This is a genomic window from Adhaeribacter arboris, from assembly GCF_003023845.1.
Lineage (GTDB): Bacteria > Bacteroidota > Bacteroidia > Cytophagales > Hymenobacteraceae > Adhaeribacter > Adhaeribacter arboris.
Genome location: NZ_PYFT01000001.1, coordinates 251,419 through 275,738 on the forward strand (window position 1 = coordinate 251,419; position 24,320 = coordinate 275,738).

22 protein-coding genes are annotated in these 24,320 nt (G+C 40.9%); 17 read left to right on the forward strand and 5 right to left on the reverse strand.

The window, feature by feature from the left end:
• Window positions 1-98: 98 nt before the first annotated feature.
• The 4 genes from secDF to AHMF7605_RS01080 all read right to left on the reverse strand — a co-directional run bounded on the left by secDF (window position 99) and on the right by AHMF7605_RS01080 (window position 5,337).
• On the reverse strand, window positions 99-3,149 hold the full coding sequence (secDF, locus tag AHMF7605_RS01065) for a protein translocase subunit SecDF (RefSeq protein ID WP_106925609.1): 3,051 nt from the start codon (window positions 3,147-3,149) through the stop codon (window positions 99-101).
• A gap of 204 nt (window positions 3,150-3,353) precedes the next feature.
• Entirely contained in the window at window positions 3,354-3,725 is a 372-nt protein-coding gene (locus tag AHMF7605_RS01070; RefSeq protein WP_106925611.1) for a hypothetical protein, read from the reverse strand.
• A 41-nt stretch (window positions 3,726-3,766) separates the two neighbouring features.
• Window positions 3,767-4,399 (reverse strand): uridine kinase family protein, encoded by a 633-nt coding sequence (locus AHMF7605_RS01075; protein ID WP_106925612.1) that lies wholly within the window; start codon window positions 4,397-4,399, stop codon window positions 3,767-3,769.
• Between the two features lie 167 nt (window positions 4,400-4,566).
• On the reverse strand, window positions 4,567-5,337 hold the full coding sequence (locus AHMF7605_RS01080; RefSeq protein WP_106925614.1) for an SAM hydrolase/SAM-dependent halogenase family protein: 771 nt from the start codon (window positions 5,335-5,337) through the stop codon (window positions 4,567-4,569).
• A 94-nt stretch (window positions 5,338-5,431) separates the two neighbouring features.
• Between AHMF7605_RS01080 and AHMF7605_RS01085 the strand changes: the two genes are divergently transcribed.
• From AHMF7605_RS01085 to AHMF7605_RS01145, 12 genes are all read left to right on the forward strand, one after another.
• Window positions 5,432-6,460, forward strand: a complete 1,029-nt coding sequence (locus AHMF7605_RS01085; protein ID WP_106925616.1) for a PhoH family protein — start codon at window positions 5,432-5,434, stop codon at window positions 6,458-6,460.
• 204 nt (window positions 6,461-6,664) lie between these two features.
• A complete protein-coding gene (locus AHMF7605_RS01090) occupies window positions 6,665-7,093 on the forward strand; it encodes a GNAT family N-acetyltransferase (protein WP_106925618.1) in 429 nt (142 codons plus the stop codon).
• Window positions 7,090-9,228: a ComEC/Rec2 family competence protein gene (locus tag AHMF7605_RS01095; protein ID WP_106925620.1), complete on the forward strand. Its 2,139-nt coding sequence runs from the start codon at window positions 7,090-7,092 to the stop codon at window positions 9,226-9,228. Before AHMF7605_RS01090 ends, AHMF7605_RS01095 begins: the two co-directional genes overlap by 4 nt.
• A 205-nt stretch (window positions 9,229-9,433) precedes the next feature.
• Complete coding sequence (locus AHMF7605_RS01100) at window positions 9,434-10,207, forward strand: enoyl-CoA hydratase/isomerase family protein (protein WP_106925622.1); 774 nt, start codon at window positions 9,434-9,436, stop codon at window positions 10,205-10,207.
• Between the two features lie 513 nt (window positions 10,208-10,720).
• Window positions 10,721-11,623 carry a MerR family transcriptional regulator gene (locus AHMF7605_RS01110; protein WP_106925624.1) on the forward strand — a complete coding sequence of 301 codons (903 nt, stop codon included), beginning with the start codon at window positions 10,721-10,723 and terminating at the stop codon, window positions 11,621-11,623.
• A gap of 419 nt (window positions 11,624-12,042) precedes the next feature.
• Window positions 12,043-12,558, forward strand: coding sequence for an RNA polymerase sigma factor (locus tag AHMF7605_RS01115; protein WP_106925626.1), 516 nt, complete (start codon window positions 12,043-12,045; stop codon window positions 12,556-12,558).
• A gap of 29 nt (window positions 12,559-12,587) precedes the next feature.
• A complete protein-coding gene (locus tag AHMF7605_RS01120) occupies window positions 12,588-14,072 on the forward strand; it encodes a phytoene desaturase family protein (RefSeq protein WP_106925628.1) in 1,485 nt (494 codons plus the stop codon).
• Between the two features lie 95 nt (window positions 14,073-14,167).
• Window positions 14,168-15,001: a phytoene/squalene synthase family protein gene (locus tag AHMF7605_RS01125; RefSeq protein ID WP_106925630.1), complete on the forward strand. Its 834-nt coding sequence runs from the start codon at window positions 14,168-14,170 to the stop codon at window positions 14,999-15,001.
• Between the two features lie 5 nt (window positions 15,002-15,006).
• A complete protein-coding gene (locus tag AHMF7605_RS01130) occupies window positions 15,007-15,531 on the forward strand; it encodes a hypothetical protein (RefSeq protein ID WP_106925632.1) in 525 nt (174 codons plus the stop codon).
• Window positions 15,531-16,229 (forward strand): lycopene cyclase domain-containing protein, encoded by a 699-nt coding sequence (locus tag AHMF7605_RS01135; RefSeq protein WP_106925634.1) that lies wholly within the window; start codon window positions 15,531-15,533, stop codon window positions 16,227-16,229. The genes AHMF7605_RS01130 and AHMF7605_RS01135 overlap by 1 nt, the downstream gene beginning before the upstream one ends.
• A 5-nt stretch (window positions 16,230-16,234) precedes the next feature.
• Window positions 16,235-17,080: a 4-hydroxy-3-methylbut-2-enyl diphosphate reductase gene (locus AHMF7605_RS01140; protein ID WP_106925636.1), complete on the forward strand. Its 846-nt coding sequence runs from the start codon at window positions 16,235-16,237 to the stop codon at window positions 17,078-17,080.
• 21 nt (window positions 17,081-17,101) lie between these two features.
• Window positions 17,102-17,782, forward strand: coding sequence for a fatty acid desaturase (locus AHMF7605_RS01145; RefSeq protein WP_106925638.1), 681 nt, complete (start codon window positions 17,102-17,104; stop codon window positions 17,780-17,782).
• A gap of 256 nt (window positions 17,783-18,038) precedes the next feature.
• On the opposite strand, the gene AHMF7605_RS01150 is transcribed toward AHMF7605_RS01145, so the two are convergent.
• Complete coding sequence (locus tag AHMF7605_RS01150; RefSeq protein WP_106925640.1) at window positions 18,039-18,431, reverse strand: hypothetical protein; 393 nt, start codon at window positions 18,429-18,431, stop codon at window positions 18,039-18,041.
• 333 nt (window positions 18,432-18,764) lie between these two features.
• Between AHMF7605_RS01150 and mraZ the strand changes: the two genes are divergently transcribed.
• The 5 genes from mraZ (at window position 18,765) to AHMF7605_RS01175 (ending at window position 24,219) form a co-directional block, all read left to right on the forward strand.
• Complete coding sequence (gene mraZ / locus AHMF7605_RS01155) at window positions 18,765-19,232, forward strand: division/cell wall cluster transcriptional repressor MraZ (RefSeq protein ID WP_106925642.1); 468 nt, start codon at window positions 18,765-18,767, stop codon at window positions 19,230-19,232.
• Window positions 19,233-20,138 carry a 16S rRNA (cytosine(1402)-N(4))-methyltransferase RsmH gene (rsmH, locus tag AHMF7605_RS01160; protein ID WP_106925644.1) on the forward strand — a complete coding sequence of 302 codons (906 nt, stop codon included), beginning with the start codon at window positions 19,233-19,235 and terminating at the stop codon, window positions 20,136-20,138. It abuts the gene before it with no gap.
• Window positions 20,139-20,241: 103 nt separating this feature from the next.
• Window positions 20,242-20,676, forward strand: a complete 435-nt coding sequence (locus AHMF7605_RS01165; protein ID WP_106925646.1) for an FtsL-like putative cell division protein — start codon at window positions 20,242-20,244, stop codon at window positions 20,674-20,676.
• Complete coding sequence (locus AHMF7605_RS01170; protein ID WP_106925647.1) at window positions 20,660-22,756, forward strand: penicillin-binding protein; 2,097 nt, start codon at window positions 20,660-20,662, stop codon at window positions 22,754-22,756. Before AHMF7605_RS01165 ends, AHMF7605_RS01170 begins: the two co-directional genes overlap by 17 nt.
• Entirely contained in the window at window positions 22,756-24,219 is a 1,464-nt protein-coding gene (locus AHMF7605_RS01175; RefSeq protein WP_106925649.1) for a UDP-N-acetylmuramoyl-L-alanyl-D-glutamate--2,6-diaminopimelate ligase, read from the forward strand. The genes AHMF7605_RS01170 and AHMF7605_RS01175 overlap by 1 nt, the downstream gene beginning before the upstream one ends.
• The last annotated feature ends 101 nt before the right edge of the window (window positions 24,220-24,320 follow it).

Here is a 24,320-nt window from a genome sequence, read left to right on the forward strand (position 1 = left end):
CAGATTTTAAGATATTTTAATGCTAATTCAATTTTTATTATTAACTAAAAAACCCGGCCAATTTGGCCGGGTTTTTTAGTTAATAATAACCTAATGGTTTATGAACGTACTTTTCCAGTGGTGGTCAGTTTAGGCGTAACGGTTGCGGCCGCTACTTTCGGTTTATCATCATCTACGGTATCCATCAAAATTGGAGTAGCGATATACAAGGTAGAGTACGTACCAGAAATTACCCCGATTAGCATCGCGTAAGAGAAGCCACGCAAGGTTTCCCCACCAAATACAAATAGAATAACTACCACAAATAATACCGTTAACGAGGTAATAATGGTGCGGCTCAGAGTATCGTTCAGGGCCGGATTAATAACTTCTTTAATCTTGCTCTTTGGATGATTGGTTAAGTGCTCCCGGATACGGTCGTAGATAACTACGGTATCGTTAATGGAGAAACCAATAATCGTTAAGATAGACGCAATAAACACCTGATCCATTTCGTAATTTAAGCCAAAAATACGGCCAATAGCGAAGAAGGCGGTTACCATTAAAGCATCGTGAATCAAGGCTACTACGCCCCCCAAGCTGTATTGCCATTTCCGGAAACGAATCATTACGTAGAGGAAGATTCCGGCAAATGAGAGCAACACCGAGATAATTGCCGTTTTCTGAATATCATCGGCCATGGTAGCGCCTACTTTAGAAGAACTTAAAATATTAGGACTTTCTGCCTTATACTGCTTTAAGCCGGTTTGTAAGGCGGCCTGTACCGTTTCGTCGGCTTGGGTAGATTCATCTTCGGCTAAATAACTGGTAGTTATTTTCAGGCGATTAGATGCGCCAAAGGTTTTTACGTCGGTACCAGAACCTTTAAATTCATCCAGTAAAGCAGTTCTTACCTCGGAAGCCGGTACCGCTTTATTAAAATTAACTATATAAGAACGTCCTCCTTTAAAGTCCACACCCAAGTTCGGCCCGCCTTGTACGTACATCATAATAAAACCGAACAAAATTAAAGCAGTAGAACCAATGTAAGCCGCTTTGCGGTACTTAATAAAATCGAAGTTAAAGTTCTTGAACAGGTTTTTGGAGAACACAGTGGAGAAGCTCATATTGTTTACGTTCTTGCCACGAGTCATGTATTCTAAAAATAACCGTGACACATAAACAGCGGTAAAGAATGATGTAGCAATACCCAACATTAAGGTAATAGCAAAGCCTTTTACCGGACCAGAACCGAAGAAGTATAAAATAATACCGGCTAATAAAGTAGTTACGTTGGAGTCAAAGATAGAACTAAAAGCCCGGTCGTACCCTTTATGGATAGCTTCTTTAATACTAACTCCTAATGCGAGTTCTTCCCGGATACGTTCAAAAATCAGCACGTTCGCATCCACTGACATACCCATTGTTAAAACCATACCCGCAATACCAGGCAAAGTAAGGGCTGCCCCGAATTGAGCCAAAATCCCAACAATAAAGAAGATGTTGAAGAATAAAGCTAAGTCGGCTATAAAACCACCTTTGCTGTAGTAGAATATCATAAATATTACCACAACCCCCATAGCTGCCAGTGAAGATAGAAGACCTTGGTTAATGGCTTCCTGACCCAAAGATGGACCAACAATGGCTTCTTCTACAATGCGGGTAGGGGCGGGCATTTTACCCGCTTTTAAAATATTAGCTAAGTCCTGGGCTTCTTCAACGGTAAAATTACCCGAAATAGAAGAGTTACCGTTCGGAATTTCGCCTTGAACTACCGGCGCAGAATACACGTAATTATCCAGTACAATGGCTACCTGGCGACCAATAGTAGAAGCAGTTAAACGCTGCCATTTTTTAGCGCCGGCAACATTCATTCCCATATTTACCTCCGGGCGACCTTGCTGATCAAAATCCTGGCGCGCATCGCTGATGGCATCGCCGCTAACCGGCGCTTTACCATCCCGGCCTTTTTTGATGGCGTAGAATTCCAGGAACTCTTGTTTATCTTGTCCTACAATTGGTTTTACCGCCCATAAAAATTTCATGTTAGACGGGAAAATAGCTTGTACTTCCGGCCGGCGGAACAACGCATTTACTTTAGCAGTATCGCGTACGTTAGTGCCTAAACCACCTGGCAATGCAGTAAATAATTTTGCAAGCTGGCTACTTTGACCAGCAGATAACGAATCTGTTTTAGTAGAATCGTTTTTGGCGGATGCTACAGTACTAGCTTTAGTGGTATCAGTCGCAGCGGAATCGGTAACTGGTTTGCCGGTTAAAGGATCAATGGCAGGTTTAGCGGCCGCTTTCGATAAAACATCGTCATTGGTAGTTTTAGCTGCAGCCTTTGGCGATTTACCGGCTGCTAATTTGTTGGCTGCCTCTTGTTTCGCTAAAACGGCATTTAACTGCGCAAAGTAAGGACTAAATTCTTCGGCTTTCCATACTTCCCAGAATTCCAGATTAGCGGTACCTTGTAATAATTTACGGACCCGGGTAGCATCGGTAACACCTGGTAATTCAATCTGAATCTGATCAGTGCTTTTTAAACGTTGGATATTAGGTTGATTTACACCGAATTTGTCAATCCGGGTTTGTAAGATGTTGAATGAGCGGTCAATAGCGCCGTTTACCTCGGTATCAATAGCCGAAATTACTTGCTCGTTAGTAGAATTGTAATTGATACGGCCTTTATTAGCCGTATTAGAGAAGATAGAGGCTAAACGACCCGTAGGATTAATTTCGCGGTATGCCTGGGCAAATAAGGTAGTAAATTTTGCCTGACTGTTAGCTTGCCGTTGCTGAGCTACCTGTAAAGCTTTTAAGAAGTTAGGGTCTTTGTTGTTACCAGCCATGGATTTAATAATTTCCACCGGCGAAACTTCCAGGATTACGTGCATCCCGCCTTTTAGATCCAATCCTAGGCTTAACTCGCTGTTCTGAATTTCTTCGTAGGTATAATTAATACCTAAAAAGTTAAAAACAGGCTCTTTCCGAACCGAATCCAGATAAGCAAATTTCTTGTTAGTGTTTACATTGCCTTTGGCATCCGTGGCATACGCTTCTGCTTGGCGCTGCACCCGTTTGGATACAAAGGTAAACGACAGATAGTAGGCGCAGAGAGCAGTTACCACTATCGTTAATAACAATATTCCGGTTTTGTTACGCATTTGTAATTAATAATTGTTAAGATTTATGAATTATATTTTGAAGGGTTAGATAAAAAATAACTACTCCGTTAGAGCTTTTTTTATTTTGTATTTTAAACCTGATTCTGGATTTCGAGATTTGGGTGTTTTCAGTAGTTTAAGAAAACCGAATATGCCCGCACAACAAAGCTGGTGCCGGAATAATTTCTGAAAACAAGAGAAAAACTAAGGAGCGTTGGGAATAATAATAAAAGAGAATAGAACCCTGAAAAAATATCTTGCCCGGTAAACTTTAAATAAAGGTTCAGGGATGTTAAAAGTAGGAGTCTGAAATATTGGTTTGAGCCAATTGGTAAAATGGGCTATTTGCAGAATGAAATAAGAGGTAGTAGCTTCAAAAGTTACCTTTTGTTTTACTACGGTCTGCTCTTTCCTGGATGTATTTTTCTGTAATTGACTGTCTCCAGCGGCGGATGTGCCTTTTATAACGGGCTGGTAAGTAGTAATTACCTGATTATTAAGCAGCAATACACAGCACCAGGTTACTGCGGTAAGCAGAAACCGAATTTGCTGCGTTATAGTACGATTAGCTGCCATTTAAAACGCGAATATACAGGATTTTACCTTATTTAAATACATCAACTGTAATAACTTTGGATTTTTGTTCTCAAAAATGAAACCAACACTTCTAAACCATTTTCGAAATGTCGATTATTCGGAATAATTAAATCAGTATCGTACTTATAAGGGCGGATGTATTTTTCGTAAGTAGGCACCACGTGGTTGGAATAACGGTATAAAACATCATCTAAGCCTCCATAACCGCGCTCTTTTACATCGCGTAAAATGCGCCGTTGCAATTTAACGTGTTCCTCGGCATCTATATAAACCCGCAGATTAAGAAGTTTGGCTACTTCTTCAAAATAAAATACAAAAATTCCTTCTACTACTATTATCGGGGCCGGATTAAAAACTAATTCGCGCGGAATAATATTAGGATTGTTAAAAGTATATTCCGGACGGGTAACTACTTCGCCGTTACGCAACTTTAATACATCGCGGGCATAAGCTGTTGCATCAAATGACGAGGGTAAATCAAAATTAATGACACCGTTTTCATCTATTTCCTGATCATCGTGGGGCAAATAATAATTATCCTGCGCCATAAGGCAAATATCCTTTGGATCGAACGAAGCCATTAGCTTTTTTAGAAAAGTGGTCTTGCCCGAAGCACTGCCACCGGTAATCCCGATAATATAGGGTTGCTGCATGTTAAATGAAAAATCGGCATCGCAATTATATCCTATTGCTAAATGCTTATCGCCCCTGGAACAGAAGAAAAATTTAAAAAGTTTATAAATAAACTTAAGATTGCACTAAGACCTGGTTATAAGTCTTTTGTACTAATCTTAGGATTAAAGTAGGTGGCTCATTATACTTACATTTTTTTGAAATGCACATTTATTTGCGAATCATAATGCAGGCCTAATAGTTCGGAGGCGTGGCCTTTGTTCACCCCAATGGATAACCAACCTTGCTGGTTATAGAAACAAATTACATCGCCTTCGTCTACGTGGGTAAAATCCCCGGAAATTTTCTGGACGGTTTCGCGCGCAAAATGCACGGTAAAGGGGCGATCGTGGCCAATGGCGTCCATACTATCGCGGGACACATTGGTAATTAAGTTGCCGTAATGATCTATGTGTACTACGTGGCCAGTAATAGCATGATCGCTTAGGCGCAATTGGCGGTTTATGAGTTCCCGGTACTGTGTAATGGGTGTTCCTATACTGTTTAAATTAGCGCCATTTGCTAAAGCTAGCGCTGCCGGAGCTAAAATATCTTTAGCGGCAAAAGTAGTAGGCGTGATTACCGGTAGTTCTACCATTTTAACCAGTTGCGATTCAATTAAAAGAGATAATAATCCGTTATCTGCCGCTAGAAAATAATGCTCCTGAAATTGTATTGCTAGGTACCGGCCCTGTCGACTGCCTTGCGAATCCACGGCTACTAAATGCACGGTATTAGGAGGAAATTCCCGGAATAAGGAGTTTAGAACAAAAGCTCCGTGCGCAATGTTATATGATTCAATGGCGTGCGAAATGTCTATAATTTGGGTCTGCGGCGCACTACTTAAAATTTTGGCTTTTACGGCTGCAACGTAATGATCGGTATAGCCAAAATCAGACAAAAAAGTAATCAAACCCATACAAGCGAACTATAATATTTGTATTATTGTAATATACAAAAGTAAGAACAATTTTATTCTTTAATTAACAGAATACGCAAAATAAGCTAAGCATTTGGTAGAAAAAGTAATTACCCTAGAAAATGTATCGTTAATAGATTTTTTAGGAACTGAAAATCAAAATATTAAACAATTAGCGGCAGCTTTCCCGAGTAGTAAAATAATTTCACGGGGCAACGAAATTAAAATTCAGGGTAAAACCCCCGAAATAACTAAAATAAACGAAATTTTAAGCTCGCTTATTGAGCATTATCATAAATTCGGGAAGATAACTCATACCAGCGTGAATCATTATATTGCTGCCGACGGTGATTCGGAAGAAGAAGTAATTGCCACCTCTCCGGATATAATCGTGTACGGAAGTAAAGGCGGCATTATAAAAGCTAAAACGCCCAATCAGCAAAAGTTGGTAGATGCGGTAGAAAAGCACGACTTGGTTTTTGCTTTAGGACCGGCAGGTACCGGTAAAACGTATATTTCGGTGGCATTAGCAGTGCGGGCGCTAAAAAATAAAACGGTTAAGAAAATCATTATCTCCAGACCCGTAGTGGAAGCGGGTGAAAACCTCGGCTTTTTACCCGGTGATATGAAGGAAAAAGTAGATCCCTATATTCGCCCGATCTATGATGCTTTAGAAGACATGATTCCGGTAGAAAAATTAAAATACTACCAGGAAAATAAAATTATTGAAATTGCTCCTTTGGCCTACATGCGTGGGCGCACGTTAAATAATGCTTTTGTATTACTAGACGAAGCACAGAATACCACCCCGATGCAGATGAAGATGTTTCTTACTCGGATGGGGCCTAGTTCGAAAGTAATGATTAACGGTGACCGATCCCAAATTGACTTACCAACGAAAGTTAAATCTGGTTTAGTAGATGCCCTACAAACCCTTAAACATATCAAAGACATTGCTTTTGTGGAAATGAAAGCAGAGGATGTGGTGCGGCATAAGTTAGTAAAATCAATCGTGGAGGCTTATACCAAAGCGGAAGAGGCAAAATTACTAGCCGAACCGGAAAGGAAAGCCCCCGACCAGAATAACCGACCGATTAAACTGGCAGAACCACGGGAAGTGTAATTTAAATTACTAGATTTTCTTTTTAATATTTTTGCAAACATGGATGCAGACGGGTCTCAATAGGAAACCGGCTACATCCATTTTTATTTACTAACCGTTTCACTAATTCATCCGGTTTGTCTTCTTGCTAATTTTCGGAAGAATCTTTACTGTATTTCATACTTCACCTTTTAAAACGTATAACTTAAAACGTACTACTTGCTTATGATTGTTGTAAAAAGAGTGTCGGACATTCGCGATTTAGATGCTGCCTTTACTATCCGGGAAAAAGTTTTTGTGAAAGAGCAAAAAGTACCGAAAGACGACGAATACGACGAACATGATAAAACCGCTAATCACTATTTAGCCACTTATAACGGAGTACCAGTAGGTGCGGCGCGTTGGCGTCAAACAACTAACGGGGTTAAACTTGAACGCTTCGCTGTTTTAGCCGATTACCGTAATAAACAAGTGGGCAGTGCGCTCCTGCAGGCTGTATTAAAAGATGTAGTAGCTATCTACCCGAACGCAAAAATTTACCTGCATGCTCAAATACCCGCTATACCCTTTTATGCTCGCCACGACTTTACCCAAGTAGGCGAATTATTTAGCGAATGTGATATTGACCACTACCAAATGGTTTATGCCGCATGATAAAGTGGACACCTTATGTTTTTCTGCGAATAACAATTTGTTTTGCGGCTGGTATTTTAGTGCAGATTTATGGTGGTAATTCGTTTGCTTACGTAACGGCTTTACTCATCTTTTTTTGTTTTTTATTTTTAAGTTTATCTTTTTTAAGAGCGAGCCAGGCTTCCGATTTGCTTACCTCTCTAGCAGGTTTTTTCGGTTTAACGAACATTTTTTTGTTTGGCGTTCTGATTACCCAGCAACGTACCGAAATCAATCACTCCGAACATTTGATTCACCAAAAGCTGCCTATCCAATACTATACCGGCGTGATTAATGATTTTGTGGTAGAAAAACCTAATCACTACAATGCTATTCTTCAAGTAAATCAGGTAAGAACTAGTAAAGGCTGGCAACCTGTTACCGGAAAAGTGATGCTGATGCTACGCAAAGCAACAGGTAAGTCCATACCCCGGTACGGCGATAGGCTGCTCATTCAAGGAAAGCCCGAGGTGCCTTTACCTCCCTTAAACCCGAATGCTTTTAATTATAAGCAGTACCTGTCGTACCAACAAATCTACCACCAGCAGTATGTTTGGCCTCAGCAAGTTAAAGTTATCGGGTATCAGCCCTCGTCGCTGTTACTCGCTTTTAGTATTCAGCTACGTCATTATTTAGATGCTTTATTAAAGAGATATGTGCCGGAGCAACGTAATTATGCTATTGCTACCGCCCTTGTGCTGGGCATGAAAGAATACTTGGATCCGGATATCAAAGCCGCCTATACCCGAACCGGAACTACGCACGTGCTGGCGGTGTCTGGTTTGCACGTAGCCTTGTTGTTTCTGGCCCTAAATTACATTTTAGGAAAGCTTGCCAAAACTCCCCGCCAAAAATTAGTCGTATTTCTTCTCTTATTGGCAGTAATGTGGTTATACGCTTTTGTAACAGCTCTATCGGCATCTGTTCTGCGGGCAGTAGTTATGTTTACTTTATTGTCGATCGGGAAATTCTTCCGGCGGCGAAGCAACATGTACAATATTTTAGCGGCTACCGCTTTTGCGTTGCTGGTGTATAATCCGTTTTTTTTACTCGATGTCGGGTTTCAATTGTCGTTTGCGGCGGTCTTCGGTATTGTATTCTGGCAGCCGAGGTTAAAAGAGTTGTTTAAATTTGATAATTGGTTAAGCGGTAAAATTTGGGAAGGAGTTACCGCTTCGGTAGCCGCGCAATTAGCTACTATGCCGCTGGCTTTTTATTATTTTCATCAATTTCCGGTTTACTTTCTGGTTGCTAACTTATTTGCGGTAATTATTTCGGAATTTATACTGTATGTAGGTTTTCTATTGTTAGCGGGTGGGGTTATACCTGTTTTAGGCCCTGTACTCGGCCGCTTTTTTGGTTGGCTAATGAGTTTTTTGCTGGATATAATGAACTGGGTAGTACTAGCAATGGAAAAGTTGCCCATGGCCATTGTCGAAGGTATTTCTCTGACCTTGACTCAAACCTGGCTGTTAGCCCTGATTTTGCTTCTGACAAGTTGGTTTCTAATTTACCGCATAAAAGTATTTCTATTAACTGCATCTATTGCTTTGGTAATTTACTCCAGCTTGCAATTAACAAGAATTGTACCTCAGCAGAACCAGCGAATGTGGGTAGTATACACTTTAAAGAATAACTCGGGGCTTGGCTTTATTCAAGGTCAGCAAGCTACTTTACTCGCTGATTCGGCAGTTTTGGCTAATAAAGCCGATTTTACTTATAACATTCAGCCGCATTGGTGGCAGTTGGGTATTAAAGAGGCAAGATTTATTTCCTTCCAAACTCAAAGCAATCCGGCGCTACCCACTTTTAAAACGCTAGCGGGCAACACCGGTATGGTTTGGCGCGGACTACGAATCTTGATTTTAGATTATCCTGAGCAGTTTCATTCTACTTCGGCAAAGCCGGTAGTATTCGATTATGTGTTACTACGGCGCAATGTAAAAATAGACTTAGAAGCGTTACAGGCGGCTATCCAATTTAAATCTCTTCTGGTAGATTCTTCAAGTAAAAACTGGTACCGACAAAAGCTGCAACAACAGTGCGCCGGGCAACAGATTTCACTCTACGACGTTTCTAAACAAGGAGCCTTTATTTGCAGTAAGATAAATAACTGAATTACGGATGGGGCTACTTCCTATTTGTACTTTTTAGTATAATTTTTGATACTTACTAAGTTAGCATTTAGAGTAACTATTTTCGATTTAGCAAACTTTAAAAATGAAGTATTTTTAATCTTCTGAATTAATTTAGGTTTAGCCAACTAATGCTAATTTTTATAAATTAAGCGGTATCCTTTTTTAGAATTAAACACGTAGTGGCATGCAATTTATAGATTATTATACCGAAAACCGGATAGGCTATATTACATTGAACCGCCCGGAAAAACGCAATGCCCTTAATTATGAGGTAATTAGCGAGTTAAAAGAAGCCTTTGATCTGGCTGAAAGCGATGATGATTGTAAAGTAATTATACTAAAAGCCAACGGAGAGGTATTTTGTGCGGGTGCCGACTTAAGCTATATGCAATCTTTACAAGAAAATACTTTTGAAGATAATTTAAATGACTCCACGCATTTAGCGCATTTATTCTACCAGATTTATACGTTGCGCAAAATGGTAATTGCTCAAGTTCAGGGGCCTGCCATTGCTGGCGGATGTGGTCTAGCTACCGTATGCGATATAATTTTTGCTTCACCGGCGGCTACTTTTGGCTATACCGAAGTGAAAATAGGTTTTATTCCGGCTATTGTGAGTGTGTTTTTATTGCGTAAAATTGGCGAAACTCATACCAAACAACTCTTATTATCCGGTGATTTATTAACGGCCGTAGAGGCAAGAAATATAGGGCTATTAACGTACGTAGTGCCTGCCGAAGAACTTGAGGAACAGGTATTTGCTTATGCCCGCAAAATTTGCCAACAAAATTCGATGCAATCCATCGAATTAACCAAAGATTTAATTGCCCACATTCAGGACATGGATTTGCAGCGGGGACTGGGGTATGCGGCCGAACGTAATGCTTATGCGCGCGAAACGCTGGATTGCCGGCGCGGTATTGCTTCTTTTCTGAATAAGCAAAAAATTTCCTGGTAAGCAGAATTAAACATTTTCAGCCCGAGAAAGTTGTAGTAGTATGTGGGGGAATATTGCAATTGTAATACTAACTTTTAGCGGCATGGAACTGGTAGCGTGGTTTACTCATAAGTATATCATGCACGGCTTTCTGTGGGTATTACACCGTTCGCACCACACGCGGCACCCACACTCACTCGAGCGTAACGATTTATTTTTGTTTATTACGGTATACTTTCCACTCTATTCATTATTTACGGCAGCCCTGATCATGATTATCGTTTTTGGATAGGAATAGGCATTGGTTTGTACGGGTTCGTTTATTTTCTGATTCACGATGTATTTATTCACCGGCGGTTACGCCTGTTTGGTAAAACCCAAAGTGCTTATTTAAAAGCATTAGACATAGCCCACAAAGTACACCATAAAACTACGGGTAAAGATGGGGCCGAGTCATTTGGAATGTTATGGGTAAATTCCAAGTTTTACAAATTGGCTAAGAATAGAATTAAGCAAAACTAGAGCGGAAAGAAGGTGGGGCAGTATTCAATAAAAGAACTAGAGCAATTAACGGGAATAAAGGCCCATACTATTCGAATTTGGGAATCACGTTACGGTATTTTAAAACCCAAACGTTCTGAAACGAATATTCGCACGTATGACGACGACGATTTAAAACATATCTTAAACGTTTCGTTACTCAACCAAAATGGTTACAAGATTTCCAAAATAGCCTGCATGTCAGTCTGCCAGATCGGGGATGCTATCTTAAGCTTGAGCGAAAGCCGGGAAGAATGCCCGCACCAGATAAGCGCATTGGTAGCGGCAATGGTTGAAATGAACGAAGAACGATTCGATAAAGTATTATCAACCGTTATTCTACAAAAAGGCTTTGAAGCCGCGGTAAACCTACTAGTGCTGCCTTTTTTAAAAAAGATCGGCATTTTATGGCAAACCGGCAATATTAACCCAGCACACGAACATTTTGTTTCTAATATTATCCGGCAAAAATTTATAGTAGCTATCGATGGGCAAATAATTTTAAGTGGTTCGGACGTTCCGCGTTTTATTTTGTTTTTGCCGGAAGGAGAGCTCCATGAATTAGGTCTTTTGTTCATGCAATATATACTGCGGACCCGCCAAGTACGGGTATTATATTTAGGTCAGAATTTACCCCTGGCAGATCTGATTAAAGCTTATGAAGGTTTCCGGCCGAATTATTTTTGTACCATTATTACTTCGGTACCCGCCCGCGCCGAATTACAAGCTTACCTGAACGCGTTAGCCGCACAATTTCCGGATAGTGGATTCTTTGTTTCCGGCTATCAATTTGTTTGTAACGAAATAATTTTACCTTCCAATTTCAAGTATATCACCGATATGCAAGCTTTCTCCAGGGAGGTAGATACGCTCATAGCAGAACCGGTATTTTCCTAAAATCTTTTCATTCTTATATTTTCAGGAAAGTAGATTATCATTCTTGTTATCTGACTTTGACCTATCATTCTGTTTAGAAAATTACACTGTTCCAGTAATTTAGTTTGTTTATCCCACGCCAATGAAAGGATTAATAACTCTAAGTTAACCAGTTGTTTTTACTTAATTCTAACCTTCCAGATTTTACTTTACTTCTGCCCTATTAAATCTTTATTAAGGCAATCCGGAAAGAGTTGTACTTCGTTTGTACGTAAATACCCTTAATAATGCTCGTTTATATAAAGCCTACCACTACTGTTTAGTAAAAACTACTCTTAATTTTTTTGTTTAATAAATATGGATAATAATTAAACAAAAAATTTTATTTTAAGTATTACCTTTTATATTTGTATAAGTTTTATCTTAAAAAGTTGAGCAGAATGACAGCAACAGAATTTAGCTCCATGGTGCAAAAAATATCAAAATCTTTGAAGCCAGTAGCTCTTAATTTAACCCGCGACGCCGATGATGCAAAAGATTTGGTGCAGGAAACCTTATTAAAAGCCTTATTGAATAAAGATAAATTTAAGGCCGGCAGTAATTTAAAAGCTTGGTTATACACCATTATGCGCAATACTTTTATTAATAATTATAATAAAATAACCAAGCGTAGCAGTAACATTGATTCTACGGAGTACTTTCAGTATTTTAATACCGATGAAAACTACATTGCTAAAAATGGAGCCGTATATACCTTCGTTGTGTCGGATATTAACGAGGCTATCTCGCATCTGAATGAGGAATACCGTACTCCCTTTATGATGTATTATATTGGTTTTAAGTATTTAGAAATAGCCGAAAAATTGAATATTCCCATTGGCACGGTGAAAAACCGGATTCATATTGCCCGCAAGGAATTGAAAAAAGTTCTTAAAATTTACGAACAGAATGGCTAAATAATTACAGTTAGTAGATCGACAGCACATTGAGCGAGAAAAAAGTTGTAGTTATTGGTTCTGGTTTTGCCGCCCTTTCGGCGGCGGCTAATTTAGCGGCTAAAGGCTTTAACGTAGAGGTACTGGAGAAAAATGCTACTCCGGGCGGACGCGCGCGTAGCTTTACGGAAAAAGGTTTTACCTTCGATATGGGTCCCAGTTGGTATTGGATGCCGGATGTATTTGACCAATTTTTTCGCCAGTTCGGTAAATCTCCCGCTGATTACTACCATTTAGTTCGTCTGGACCCTTCTTATACAATAATCTTTGGTAAGGACGACTTTATGCCGGTACCCGCTCAAATGCCAGAGATTAACGCCTTGTTTGAGTCTCTGGAAACTGGTAGCAGCCAGGCATTGCAAAAGTTTCTGGCGCAAGCGGCTTATAAGTACCAGGTGGGTATCCATCAGCTCGTGCATAAACCTAGCCGTTCTATATCCGAATTTCTTAGTGTTCAATTATTAATAGATATCTTGCGCTTAGACATATTCCAGTCCATCCACGTGCATTTGCGGAAATATTTTCATCACGAAAAATTATTAAAACTGCTGGAATTTCCCATTTTATTCTTAGGGGCCCTGCCGCAAAATACTCCGGCTCTTTATTCTTTAATGAATTATGCGGATATCAGTTTAGGAACCTGGTACCCAATGGGAGGCATGTATAAAATTGTGGAAGGAATGGTAGCTCTGGCCAAAGAACAGGGAGTTCAGTTTAGATTTAACCAAAATGTTCAACAAATAAAAGTTAAGGACAAGCGCGCTCACCAGGTAGTAACGGATACTAGCGTATTTGAAGCCGACATAGTACTAGCCGGCGCCGATTACCACCACGTAGAGCAGCAACTGCTCACACCCGAATTACGGAGTTATACGGAAAGCTACTGGGAGCAACGAATTTTAGCGCCCTCGTCGCTCCTATTTTACTTGGGAATTAACAAGCGTTTACAAAACTTAACCCACCATAATTTATTTTTCGACGAAGATTTTGGCCCACATGCCCGTGAGATTTACGAAGATCCTAAATGGCCGGAAAAACCATTATTTTATGTTTCCGCGCCAAGCCAAACGGATGCCTCGGTCGCTCCCGACGGATGCGAAAACTTATTTATTTTAATTCCGGTAGCTCCAGGTTTAACCGATAACGAAATTATTCGAGAGCACTATTATCAATTAGTAATGGATCGGCTGGAAAAACTCACTGGTCAGACTATCCGAGATGCGGTGGTAGTAAAACGAAGTTACGCCCATGCTGATTTTATCCGGGATTATAATGCTTTTAAAGGGAACGCCTATGGTTTAGCGAATACCTTAATGCAGACGGCCATTTTAAAACCTGGCTTGAAAAGTAAAAAAGTGAAAAATTTGTTTTATACCGGTCAGTTAACCGTACCTGGTCCGGGAGTGCCACCCTCGCTTATTTCGGGGCAGGTGGTAGCAGAAGAAATTTGGAAAGAATTCAGTTCATTTAATTAGATGTTAGAAATTAGAAATAGGAAATGATACCGGCATATACCCTGATCGATTTCTCAATTTCTCATTTCTAATTCATAATTTTTAAGTAAAGATTTATGGAATTATTCGACCTGACGAGTTACAAATGCAGTAAACTGATTACCCAGCACTACAGTACCTCTTTTACTTTAGGCATTAAAACCTTAGATAAAAAATTTCATTTTCCCATTTACGCGGTTTATGGGTTTGTGCGTTATGCCGACGAAATTGTAGACACCTTTCATGATTACGACAAGGCGGCTTTATTGCGAGAATTTAAAGCTAGTACCTACAAAGCCATTGAAGATAAAATTAGTCTGAATCCTATTTTACACGCTTTTCAATTGGTGGTGCATCAATATAAAATCAAGCACGAATTTATCGAAGCCTTTCTGCGCAGCATGGAAATGGATTTGGAAGGTAAACGCTTCGATAAAGATTTGTACGAAGAATATATTTACGGCTCGGCGGAGGTAGTAGGTTTAATGTGTTTACAAATTTTCTGTGAAGGTGATGCGGACGCATTTGAGCGTTTAAAAGAGCCTGCCCGCAGCTTGGGCGCCGCTTTCCAGAAAGTAAACTTCTTGCGCGACATGAAAAGCGATTACAAAGAACGCGGGCGCGTGTATTTCCCTAAAGTTGATTTTCAATGCTTCGATAATGGTTGTAAAAAAGAAATTGAAGCAGAAATTGTAAAGGATTTTGCCCTGGCTTACGAAGGAATTTTAAACTTACCCCGTTCTGCCCGCATGGGAGTTTACCTGGCTTATATTTATTACCGCAAATTATTTAAAAAAATACAGCATCTTCCGGCTGCCCGAATTTTGTCTGAGCGCGTAAGAGTACCTGATAATACCAAATTAGCGTTATTATTGGGTTCTTACGTTAAATACCGACTAAATACTATCTGACTACCGTGAATGTACTGCTGCTTACTGGATTACTTTTTTATCAATTCTTTTTTCAAACCGAATTCACTTATAAACCCGCTGAACTGCGCAAAGTATACTTCCAGGCGGCCAAGGACAAAAATGCTTACGAACAATTAGCCCAACAATTAGCGCAATATAAAGGCAACGATGTGTTAATCCAGGGTTTTCAGGCGGGCATTGAAGGAGTAGGTGCCAAATACGCTTCGGGTTTATACGCCAAATTAAAGCACGTGCGAAGTTCTGCCCGGGCGTTTGAAGAAGTAATTAAAAAAGATCCTCGCAATCCGGAAGTCCGCTTTTTACGCTATACCATTGAGTACCATGTGCCGCGTTATTTGTTAATGAGCGGGCATTTACAAGACGATAAAAAAGTAATTTTTAGTAGTTTACTAACTTATCCCCGTTCTGGTATGGATGCGGATGCCTTTAAAATTATGCGGGAGTATTTTCTACGCGGGGACCACAGTACCAACGACGAAAAAAAACAGTTACGCAACCTGGGAGTCTGATGTATATTTATTTGTATTTAAATATTTTTACCATTTTGTTCCCGTTTTTGCTGTCTTTTGATAAGCGGGTGCAATTCTATAAAACCTGGAAGTATTTGTTTCCAGCTATTGCCATTAATGCCTTTATTTTTATTGTATGGGATTTTCTTTTTACCCAACACGGAGTTTGGGGCTTTAATAATGATTACTTGCTGGGTATTTACCTGTTTAACCTGCCATTGGAAGAAATTCTGTTTTTTATTACGGTACCTTACGCCTGTGTTTTTATTTACGAATGTCTGAATGTTTACATTAAAAAGAATTATTTACAACATGGGGCGCTGCTAGCTACCATTTTGTTAGCCATTTTTATCTCAATAATAGGTTTGTTGCATTTGCAGCAATTGTATACTTCTGTTACTTTTTTGTTTCTGCCGGTTATCTTGCTCATCCATTATTCGATATTTAAAGATCGGCTGCTCGGCCGCTTTTACCTGATGTACCTGGTGCACTTGGCGCCTTTTTTATTGGTGAACGGCGTACTTACTTCCTTGCCGGTGGTTTGGTACAATAATGGGCATAATTTAGGTATTCGGCTTACCACTATTCCCATTGAAGATACTATGTACTCCATGGTGATGCTGCTGATAACGATTACCGCTTTTGAATATTTTCGGCGCAATCAAAAACAAAACCTTCCGGTGCCAAAATTTGTTTAAAAAGTATGTTACAGTTGCGCGTTCAAATCGATCCTAATTCCGGTTTTTGCTTCGGGGTAATTTACGCCATTCAAATGGCCGAAGACATTCTCGATGAACAGGGTTATTTGTACTGCCTGGGCGATATTGTTCATAACGACGTGGAAGTGCAGCGCTTAGAAAAGCGAGGTTTACGCATAATTAATCATGAACAGTTTAAGCAGCTTCAAAACGAGCATGTACTCATCCGGGCCCACGGCGAACCACCCAGTACTTATCAGACGGCCTTAGAAAATAATCTGAATTTAATTGATGCTTCCTGCCCGGTAGTATTAAAATTGCAGAACCGCATTAAGACTTCGTACGATAAAAATGAGAAAATTTTCATTTATGGTAAACACGGCCACGCTGAAGTTTTAGGCTTGTTAGGGCAAACGAACAACGATGCCGTAGTTTTCGAAAACGTAGATGAATTATTACAACACGAATTACCCGCTAACATTACCTTATATAGCCAAACGACTAAAAGCACCGATAATTTTTATAAAATTAAAAACTTACTCGAAGACAAAGGTTATCAGGTAAATGCCAACGATACTATTTGCCGGCAGGTAAGTAACCGCGATCAGGATTTGCGAAAATTTGCGGGAAAGTTTAATAAGATTATTTTCGTATCCGGCACGAAATCTTCTAATGGCAAAGTACTCTATCAAGTCTGCAAAGACACCAACCCCAACACGTACTTTATATCCAAAGTAGAAGAATTGCGGCCAGAATGGTTTAAGGCAGCAGAATCGGTGGGAATTTGTGGAGCTACTTCTACGCCTATGTGGCTGATGGAAGAAGTACAAAAAGTTTTACTTTCATATTAAGTTTTGAATGCAGGTGTAAGAATGACTTTTTTTCAGAAAAACCAAGGTGTTTTAATTGCCTTAGCCATAATTATAGCTTGGTTCAGTAGCTTAACTTTTCTATTACATCAGGTGGTAAACTGGGCATCTCCCGCCACGTATTTGTTTATTCTGGTGCAAATGCATTTATACACTGGCCTATTCATAACGGCGCATGATGCGATGCACGGGGTGGTTTCCCGAAATAAAAAAATCAATCAAATTATTGGTGTTATAACCGCCGGACTTTTTGCCTACAATTATTACTACCGTTTGTTGCCCCGCCATCACGCGCATCACCGCCACGTAGCCACCGACCAGGACCCGGATTACCATGGCGGCAATTTTGTTGCCTGGTATTATTCTTTCCTGAAGCAATACATTACCTGGCCTCAGCTTTTGCTTATGGCTATTAGCTTTAATGTTTTAAAGGTTATTTTCCCGGTCGAAAACGTAGTTTTGTACTGGATGCTACCAGCCATTATAGCCACCTTTCAGTTATTTTACTTTGGTACTTATTTACCCCACCGCGGCGAACATGCGCCCGATAATAAACATAAATCGGGTACACAGGCTAAAAATCACTTGTGGGCTTTCCTGAGTTGTTATTTTTTCGGGTATCACTACGAGCACCACGACAAACCATATCTGCCTTGGTGGCAGTTGTATAAAGTTAAAACCTGAATCGCAGATTCTCGCGGATGACATGGATGGCGCAAATTTTTATTTCAGTGTTTATTAAATAAAACTATACTGATGATTAATTTTCCTATTTAAAATTATAAATGTCAATCAAAACAGAAGCGCCATTATACAATCTATGTAATGGCGCTTCTGTTTTAACTATTAGTAAACCTTTTTACATCAATTTTTTACCTACACTATCCATACTTCATTTTTGAAATCCGCACAATTCCATTAATCCGTGAAAGTCCGCGATTCAGAAACCAGGTGTTACAAAGTAGACGAAGTTAGTAGTCAATGTAGCAAATGAATAATGGGCAGGTAAAGTAAGGTTTTCCTGAAAAGCTACTTCTCCGGTAATTGGCAGCAATACGGGTAATTTATTTAAAGTTGGTTTATCAGCAGCCGGAACGGGCTTATAGCAATTTTTAGGCGTGGCAGCACATTGTTCCTTTTTTTGTTTTGCTTTGGGTTGTACCAGTTTTTTTACTTTTTGTTTCGTGCGGCAAACATCCACTACCGCGGGTGCGGGTTGATTTTGCGAAATGGTCACTAGTGGTGTCTGCTCCGTGGCCGCCATACTCGCCGGGCTTTTCAAAATTCCAAAAACAAGGCTCAGGAAGAAGCCTTTTAGTAGCAGCGTTTTCATGCGTTAAATTTAGGAAATACCTCCCACTTTCTTCCACTTCTTTTAGCTTCTCTTTCCGCTTACCTAAGTTGGCATTTAGGTGTTTTTTGTAACTGTTTTAAGGTTAGATAATTATCTTTTATTTACCCAAATTTTCTCGAAAAATTTGGTTTGAATACTCCAGAAGCGGGTTTTTGTAAGTGGAAGAAGAAATATGTGGACAATGTGTATAAGTGGTGGGGATAACCATAATTTATCCACAAAGTGGTAAAAAGTGGGAGAACGTGGTTGACAAATTTTCTGGATTGTGTACATTTGTTTACCTGAGAATTATTTAAATCTTAGGTAAACTCTATGAACTTTCTCTCCGGTGAATACGAGTGCAAGCTGGATCCTAAGGGAAGGTTGGTTTTACCCGCGAAGATAAAAGCCAACCTGCCGGAAGAATCGGGCAACCATGTGGTATTAACCCGGGGTTTCGAGCCTTGCCTGGTTTTATATCCGAAGCAGGAATGGAAAAAGATATACGATCGGGTTGCTGGCTTAAATGAATTTAACGAAGAATATCGCCATTTTCAGCGGAATTTCTTTCGCGGAAACACGGAGATAGAGCTCGATAATACAGGCCGGTTTATTTTGCCGCGCACCATGGTGCGTTACGCAGAAATTGATAAAGATGCCATCATTGTAGGATTGGGTAACCGGGTGGAAATCTGGAACCCGGACAAATACGAGGATTTCTTGATCAAAGACCAGGAAAATTTCTCTAAGTTGGCTCAGAAGTTTTTAGGCGATCAGCCCTTAAATCCAGTAGTAGAATAAATGGCATACCATGTTCCTGTTTTATTACCGGAATCAGTAGAAGCCCTGGATATTAAGCCTGGCGGTACTTATGTGGATGTTACTTTCGGCGGCGGTGGCCATTCCAAATACATTGTAAATAAACTAACCGGAGGCGCCCGGTTATATAGTTTTGATCAGGACAAGGACGCGGAGCAGCAAGCGCAGCGGATAACAAGTCCGGCTTTTACTTTTGTGAAGGCAAACTTTCGTTATCTGAAAAAATACTTACGGTTGTACGGGGTAAAAGAGGTAGATGGCATTTTGGCCGATCTGGGCGTTTCGTCGCACCAGTTTAATGTGCCGGAGCGCGGTTTTTCTACCCGGTATGATGGTCCATTGGATATGCGCATGGACCCGGAAGCCGATTTGTCGGCAAAAGAAGTATTGGCGACTTACTCCGAAGAAGAGTTGCACCGGATTTTTGGGATGTACGGCGAAGTAAAAAATGCCCGGACTCTAGCCCGACAAATAGTGCAGGTCCGGGGAGGGCAGGCAATTGAAACCACAGCGGATTTTAAAAAAGCTATTAGCAGCTTAATTCCGCGGGGAAAAGAAAACAAATACCTGGCGCAGGTTTTTCAGGCTTTACGCATTGAAGTGAACGACGAATTAAAAGCGCTGGAAGAAATGCTGGAGCAAGCCGTTGCCGTATTAAAACCCGGCGGACGGCTAGTGGTAATTTCCTATCATTCGCTGGAAGATAGGTTAGTGAAAAATTTTATTGCGAAAGGTAAATTCTTTGGAGAAGTAGAAAAAGATTTGTTCGGTAACGAAATTAAACCGCTCGAATCAATAATCCGCAAAGCCATTGTTCCTTCCGAGAAAGAATTGCAGGAAAACAATCGCTCCCGGAGCGCGAAACTGCGTGTAGCGCAGAAGTTATGAGTTGAAAGTTAAGAGTTATGAGTTAAACTTACGAAGAGCAATGGCGCTTACTATGCGGATAAAGAACCTAAAACCTTAAACGTATAACTTAAAACGTAAAAAAATGGCATATAATACAGTTAAGGAAAGACCACCCGTAAAACCAAAAGCAAATACCCTACGGGCCGTTCCGGCACCCACCCCGGTAGAAGTACCCCGCCAAAAGGGTACGAGCTTATTTCATCTTCTGGATCGCTACACCAAAGTAGATATTTTTTTTCAGGATGGGTTACCGGTAAAGTACTTGCCTTATGTACTGTATATAATGGTTATTACCCTGTTTTACATTGGCAATACCCATTACGCCGAAAAAACCATCCGAAAAATTGACCGCACAAAAAGCGAAACCGAAGATTTGCGGGCCGATTATACTACGCTTAAATCCGACTACATGGAAGCCAGTAAGCAAAGCGAAGTGGCGCGTAAAGTAGCCCCGGCCGGAATTGTAGAAAGTTCATCACCGCCTTATCAGATTGAAGTAGATGGGGGAGAATATTAAAAAATCGATTGTTACCCGCGTGCGGGTAGCCTTCTTGTTTGTGTGTTTATTTGCCGGCGCTATTATTTACAAAGTAGTGCGTATCCAATACTTTGAGGGTACCAAATGGCGCCAGATTGCGAAAGAGAGCCGCATAATTTATCAGCCGGTTTATGCTACCCGGGGTAATATTTACTCCGATAACGAAAGTATTTTAGCTACTTCCCTGCCTTTTTACCGGGTAGCTTTTGATGCCAGTATTTGCGACGATAAAGTATTTAACAAGGGGATTGACTCTTTAGCATTGCTTCTATCTCGTTTTTACCAGGATAAATCACCGGAAGGTTACCGCCGGAAATTAAAAAATGCCCGGGCGGAGCAACGTCGTTACCTACGGTTACATCCGCGCCAGATTAATTATCAGGAAAAGAAAATGATGGCTTCCTGGCCCATTTTTAGAGCGGGTAAAAATAAAGGCGGAGTAATTTTCGAAAAAGTAGATAAACGTTTCCGGCCATTCGGTTCGCTGGCCCAGCGTACTATTGGTCGCATGACCGAAGATGGTAATGGCTCTGGGTTAGAGTTTACTTTTAATCGTCAATTAGCCGGTAAAGATGGGGAAGCCCTTTTTGAACGTATGGCCGGTGGTAACAAACCCATTTTTGATGGTACCGAAATCAAGCCTTTACCCGGTTACGATATAAAAACCACCATTGATATTAACCTGCAGGACGTAGCCGAAAATGCCCTTTACAAAGCCTTGGTCTTAAATAATGCCCAATATGGTTGCGTCATCTTAATGGAAGTAAAAACCGGGGCTATTAAGGCCATTGCCAATTTAGGCAAAGCCGGTGAAGGCGTTTACGTCGAAAATTACAACTATGCCGTAGGCGATCACGGCCGAACCGAGCCGGGTTCTACGTTTAAACTGGCTTCCATGATGGCTCTTTTCGAAGATACTAATCTTACCCCGGAAGATACTGTGGATACCGGCCATGGCCGCCAAGTATTTGGCGGCGTGAGTATGGGTGAGGCGCACGGTGGCGGTTACGGTAAAATCTCGATCTCCCAGGTTTTTGAAAAATCATCGAACGTTGGTACCGCTAAGCTTATTGAAACCCATTTTGGGAAGAAACCGGAAAAATACATTGAGTATTTGCAGCAGTTTGGCATTGATAAACCGCTTGGTTTCCAGATGCACGGCGAAGCAAAACCATTTATTCGGACCACTACCGACCGAGGTTGGAGCCGGTCTACTCTGTCGCGGATGGCCATTGGTTACGGATTAAAAATTTCGCCTTTACAAACGCTGGCCTTTTACAACGCGGTGGCGAACAACGGCATTAAAGTAAAACCCATGATTGTGAAGGAAATTCGCAAAGCAGATGCCGTAGTAGATTCTTTTCATACCGAAACCTTGGGCCGTATTTGTTCCGAAGAAACGGCAAAAAAGCTTCGGACCATTATGGAAGCAGTGGTAGAAAAAGGAACGGGTAAACAAGTAAAAAATTCGAACTATAAAGTGGCGGGTAAAACCGGTACTTCCTGGAAAACGAAAAACGGGCAGTACATTAAAGATTATTCAACGTCCTTTGCGGGATATTTTCCGGCCGACAATCCTAAATATTCCTGCATCATTATTATTGATACCCCGAAGAAAGGTCGTATTTACGGGGGCGATGTAGCGGCGCCGGTGTTCCGGGAATTAGCGGATAAAGCTTACGTCCGCGATTTGGCCATTCATAAGCCGTTTGTGGCCCTTGTTATGCCGGAAAAACGCACCTTACCCCCAGTAAAAGCGGGTCAGCAAGAAGAGTTAACCTTAATTTGTAACCGGATTGGTATCAGTAGCCATCCCATAGCTGACCAAGATTGGATTAAAGCTGATTCGCAAGCACATGCTTACGTTTGGAAACCGGTACCGCTGCAGGTAGGCCGGGTACCCGATGTGAGTGGCATGACCTTGCGCGATGCTTTGTTTTTGCTTGGTAACCAAGGTTTAAAAGTAAAAAAAGTAGGAGTGGGGCGGGTACAAAAACAATCAATAGAACCGGGTTCTCCTATTCAAAAAGGAAGTATTATAACCCTAACCCTGAGTTAATGCCAATTTTAGAAAATATACTAGCAACTGTTTCCGTCGTTCGGCTTATTGGCCCGAGCGACGTTGCTATTCAGGGGCTTACCTTCGATTCACGGCAGGCAACCTCCGGCAAAGCGTTCTTTGCCATTCGGGGCGCACAGGCTGATGGTCATGCCTTTATGGATAAAGCTATTGCGGCAGGTTCTTCGGTAATTATCTGCGAAAAATTGCCCGACGAATTAAACCCCGAGGTTACCTACGTGCAGGTAAAAGACTCTGCCGAAGCTTTGGCTTTAATGGCGGCCGGCTTTTACGATCATCCATCCAAGAAATTAAAATTAGTAGGAGTAACCGGTACCAATGGTAAAACCACCTGCGTTACGTTATTGCACAAGTTATTTCGGGAGTTAGGGTATAATACCGGTTTACTTTCCACGGTTCAGAATCAAATTAACGAGATTGTTTTGCCGGCTACGCATACTACGCCCGATGCTATTACCCTGAATGCGTTGTTACAGCAAATGGTAGATGCCGGCTGTACCCATTGCTTTATGGAAGTAAGCTCCCACGCTTTGGTGCAGCACCGGGTAACCGGTTTAGCTTTTGCGGGCGGAATTTTCACTAACATTACCCACGACCATCTCGATTACCATAAGACCTTCGACGAATATATCCGGGCGAAAAAATTATTTTTTGATATGCTGCCCGCAAAAGCATTTGCTCTGGTAAACGCCGATGATAAACGGGGCGCAGTTATGCTCCAAAATACCAAAGCTACTCCCCACGAATATTCCTTGCGTAAGGCCACGGAGTTTAAAGCCCGTATCGTAGATAATTCTATTCAGGGTTTGCATTTAGAGATGGATGGCAACGAAATTTGGTTTAAGCTGATTGGTACTTTTAACGCTTATAACATTCTGGCCGTTTATGGAGCAGCGGTTTTACTCGGCGAAGACTCCCACGAAGTGCTAACCATCTTATCTAGTCTGACCTCGGCTGCCGGACGATTTGATTACGTAGTTTCGGAGATGAATATTACGGGAATTGTAGATTACGCCCATACTCCCGATGCTTTAGAAAACGTGTTACAAACCATTCAGCAAATTCGCACTCCTTCGCAGCAAATAATAACCGTAGTGGGTTGTGGCGGCAATCGCGATGCGACCAAGCGGCCCATTATGGCCGACATTGCCTGCAAGTTGAGCGACCGGGTTGTCTTAACTTCCGATAATCCGCGCTTTGAAGATCCGCAGGAAATTCTAAATCAAATGCAACAAGGTGTAAAGCCAATTGATTTTAAAAAAACCTTATCGATTGTGGATCGCAAAGAAGCGATTAAAACGGCTTGCGCCTTGGCGGATCAGGGAGATATAATTTTAATCGCGGGTAAAGGACACGAAACGTACCAGGAAGTAAAAGGAATAAAGTACGATTTTGATGACAAAAAAATAGTAAAAACCATGTTTGCCCAAATGGGAAAATAGAAACGGATGGTTGAATGGCTAGACTGTTGAATGTTTAAATTGTTGAATGACTAATTATTAAAAGCATAGCTTATTTAAGTTTATTTAACATAAATCAACAA

Excerpts from the sequence above, each read along its gene's own strand:
- AHMF7605_RS01165 (WP_106925646.1), top strand. The coding sequence starts at position 20,242 with ATGGCATATAATACAGTTAAGGAAAGACCACCCGTAAAACCAAAAGCA.
- AHMF7605_RS01095 (WP_106925620.1), top strand. The coding sequence starts at position 7,090 with ATGATAAAGTGGACACCTTATGTTTTTCTGCGAATAACAATTTGTTTT.
- AHMF7605_RS01090 (WP_106925618.1), top strand. The coding sequence starts at position 6,665 with ATGATTGTTGTAAAAAGAGTGTCGGACATTCGCGATTTAGATGCTGCC.
- AHMF7605_RS01150 (WP_106925640.1), bottom strand. The coding sequence starts at position 18,431 with ATGAAAACGCTGCTACTAAAAGGCTTCTTCCTGAGCCTTGTTTTTGGA.
- rsmH (WP_106925644.1), top strand. The coding sequence starts at position 19,233 with ATGGCATACCATGTTCCTGTTTTATTACCGGAATCAGTAGAAGCCCTG.
- AHMF7605_RS01115 (WP_106925626.1), top strand. The coding sequence starts at position 12,043 with ATGACAGCAACAGAATTTAGCTCCATGGTGCAAAAAATATCAAAATCT.
- AHMF7605_RS01080 (WP_106925614.1), bottom strand. The coding sequence starts at position 5,337 with ATGGGTTTGATTACTTTTTTGTCTGATTTTGGCTATACCGATCATTAC.
- mraZ (WP_106925642.1), top strand. The coding sequence starts at position 18,765 with ATGAACTTTCTCTCCGGTGAATACGAGTGCAAGCTGGATCCTAAGGGA.
- AHMF7605_RS01100 (WP_106925622.1), top strand. The coding sequence starts at position 9,434 with ATGCAATTTATAGATTATTATACCGAAAACCGGATAGGCTATATTACA.
- AHMF7605_RS01135 (WP_106925634.1), top strand. The coding sequence starts at position 15,531 with ATGTATATTTATTTGTATTTAAATATTTTTACCATTTTGTTCCCGTTT.
- AHMF7605_RS01075 (WP_106925612.1), bottom strand. The coding sequence starts at position 4,399 with ATGCAGCAACCCTATATTATCGGGATTACCGGTGGCAGTGCTTCGGGC.
- AHMF7605_RS01140 (WP_106925636.1), top strand. The coding sequence starts at position 16,235 with ATGTTACAGTTGCGCGTTCAAATCGATCCTAATTCCGGTTTTTGCTTC.
- AHMF7605_RS01145 (WP_106925638.1), top strand. The coding sequence starts at position 17,102 with ATGACTTTTTTTCAGAAAAACCAAGGTGTTTTAATTGCCTTAGCCATA.
- AHMF7605_RS01170 (WP_106925647.1), top strand. The coding sequence starts at position 20,660 with ATGGGGGAGAATATTAAAAAATCGATTGTTACCCGCGTGCGGGTAGCC.
- AHMF7605_RS01175 (WP_106925649.1), top strand. The coding sequence starts at position 22,756 with ATGCCAATTTTAGAAAATATACTAGCAACTGTTTCCGTCGTTCGGCTT.
- AHMF7605_RS01125 (WP_106925630.1), top strand. The coding sequence starts at position 14,168 with ATGGAATTATTCGACCTGACGAGTTACAAATGCAGTAAACTGATTACC.
- secDF (WP_106925609.1), bottom strand. The coding sequence starts at position 3,149 with ATGCGTAACAAAACCGGAATATTGTTATTAACGATAGTGGTAACTGCT.
- AHMF7605_RS01070 (WP_106925611.1), bottom strand. The coding sequence starts at position 3,725 with ATGGCAGCTAATCGTACTATAACGCAGCAAATTCGGTTTCTGCTTACC.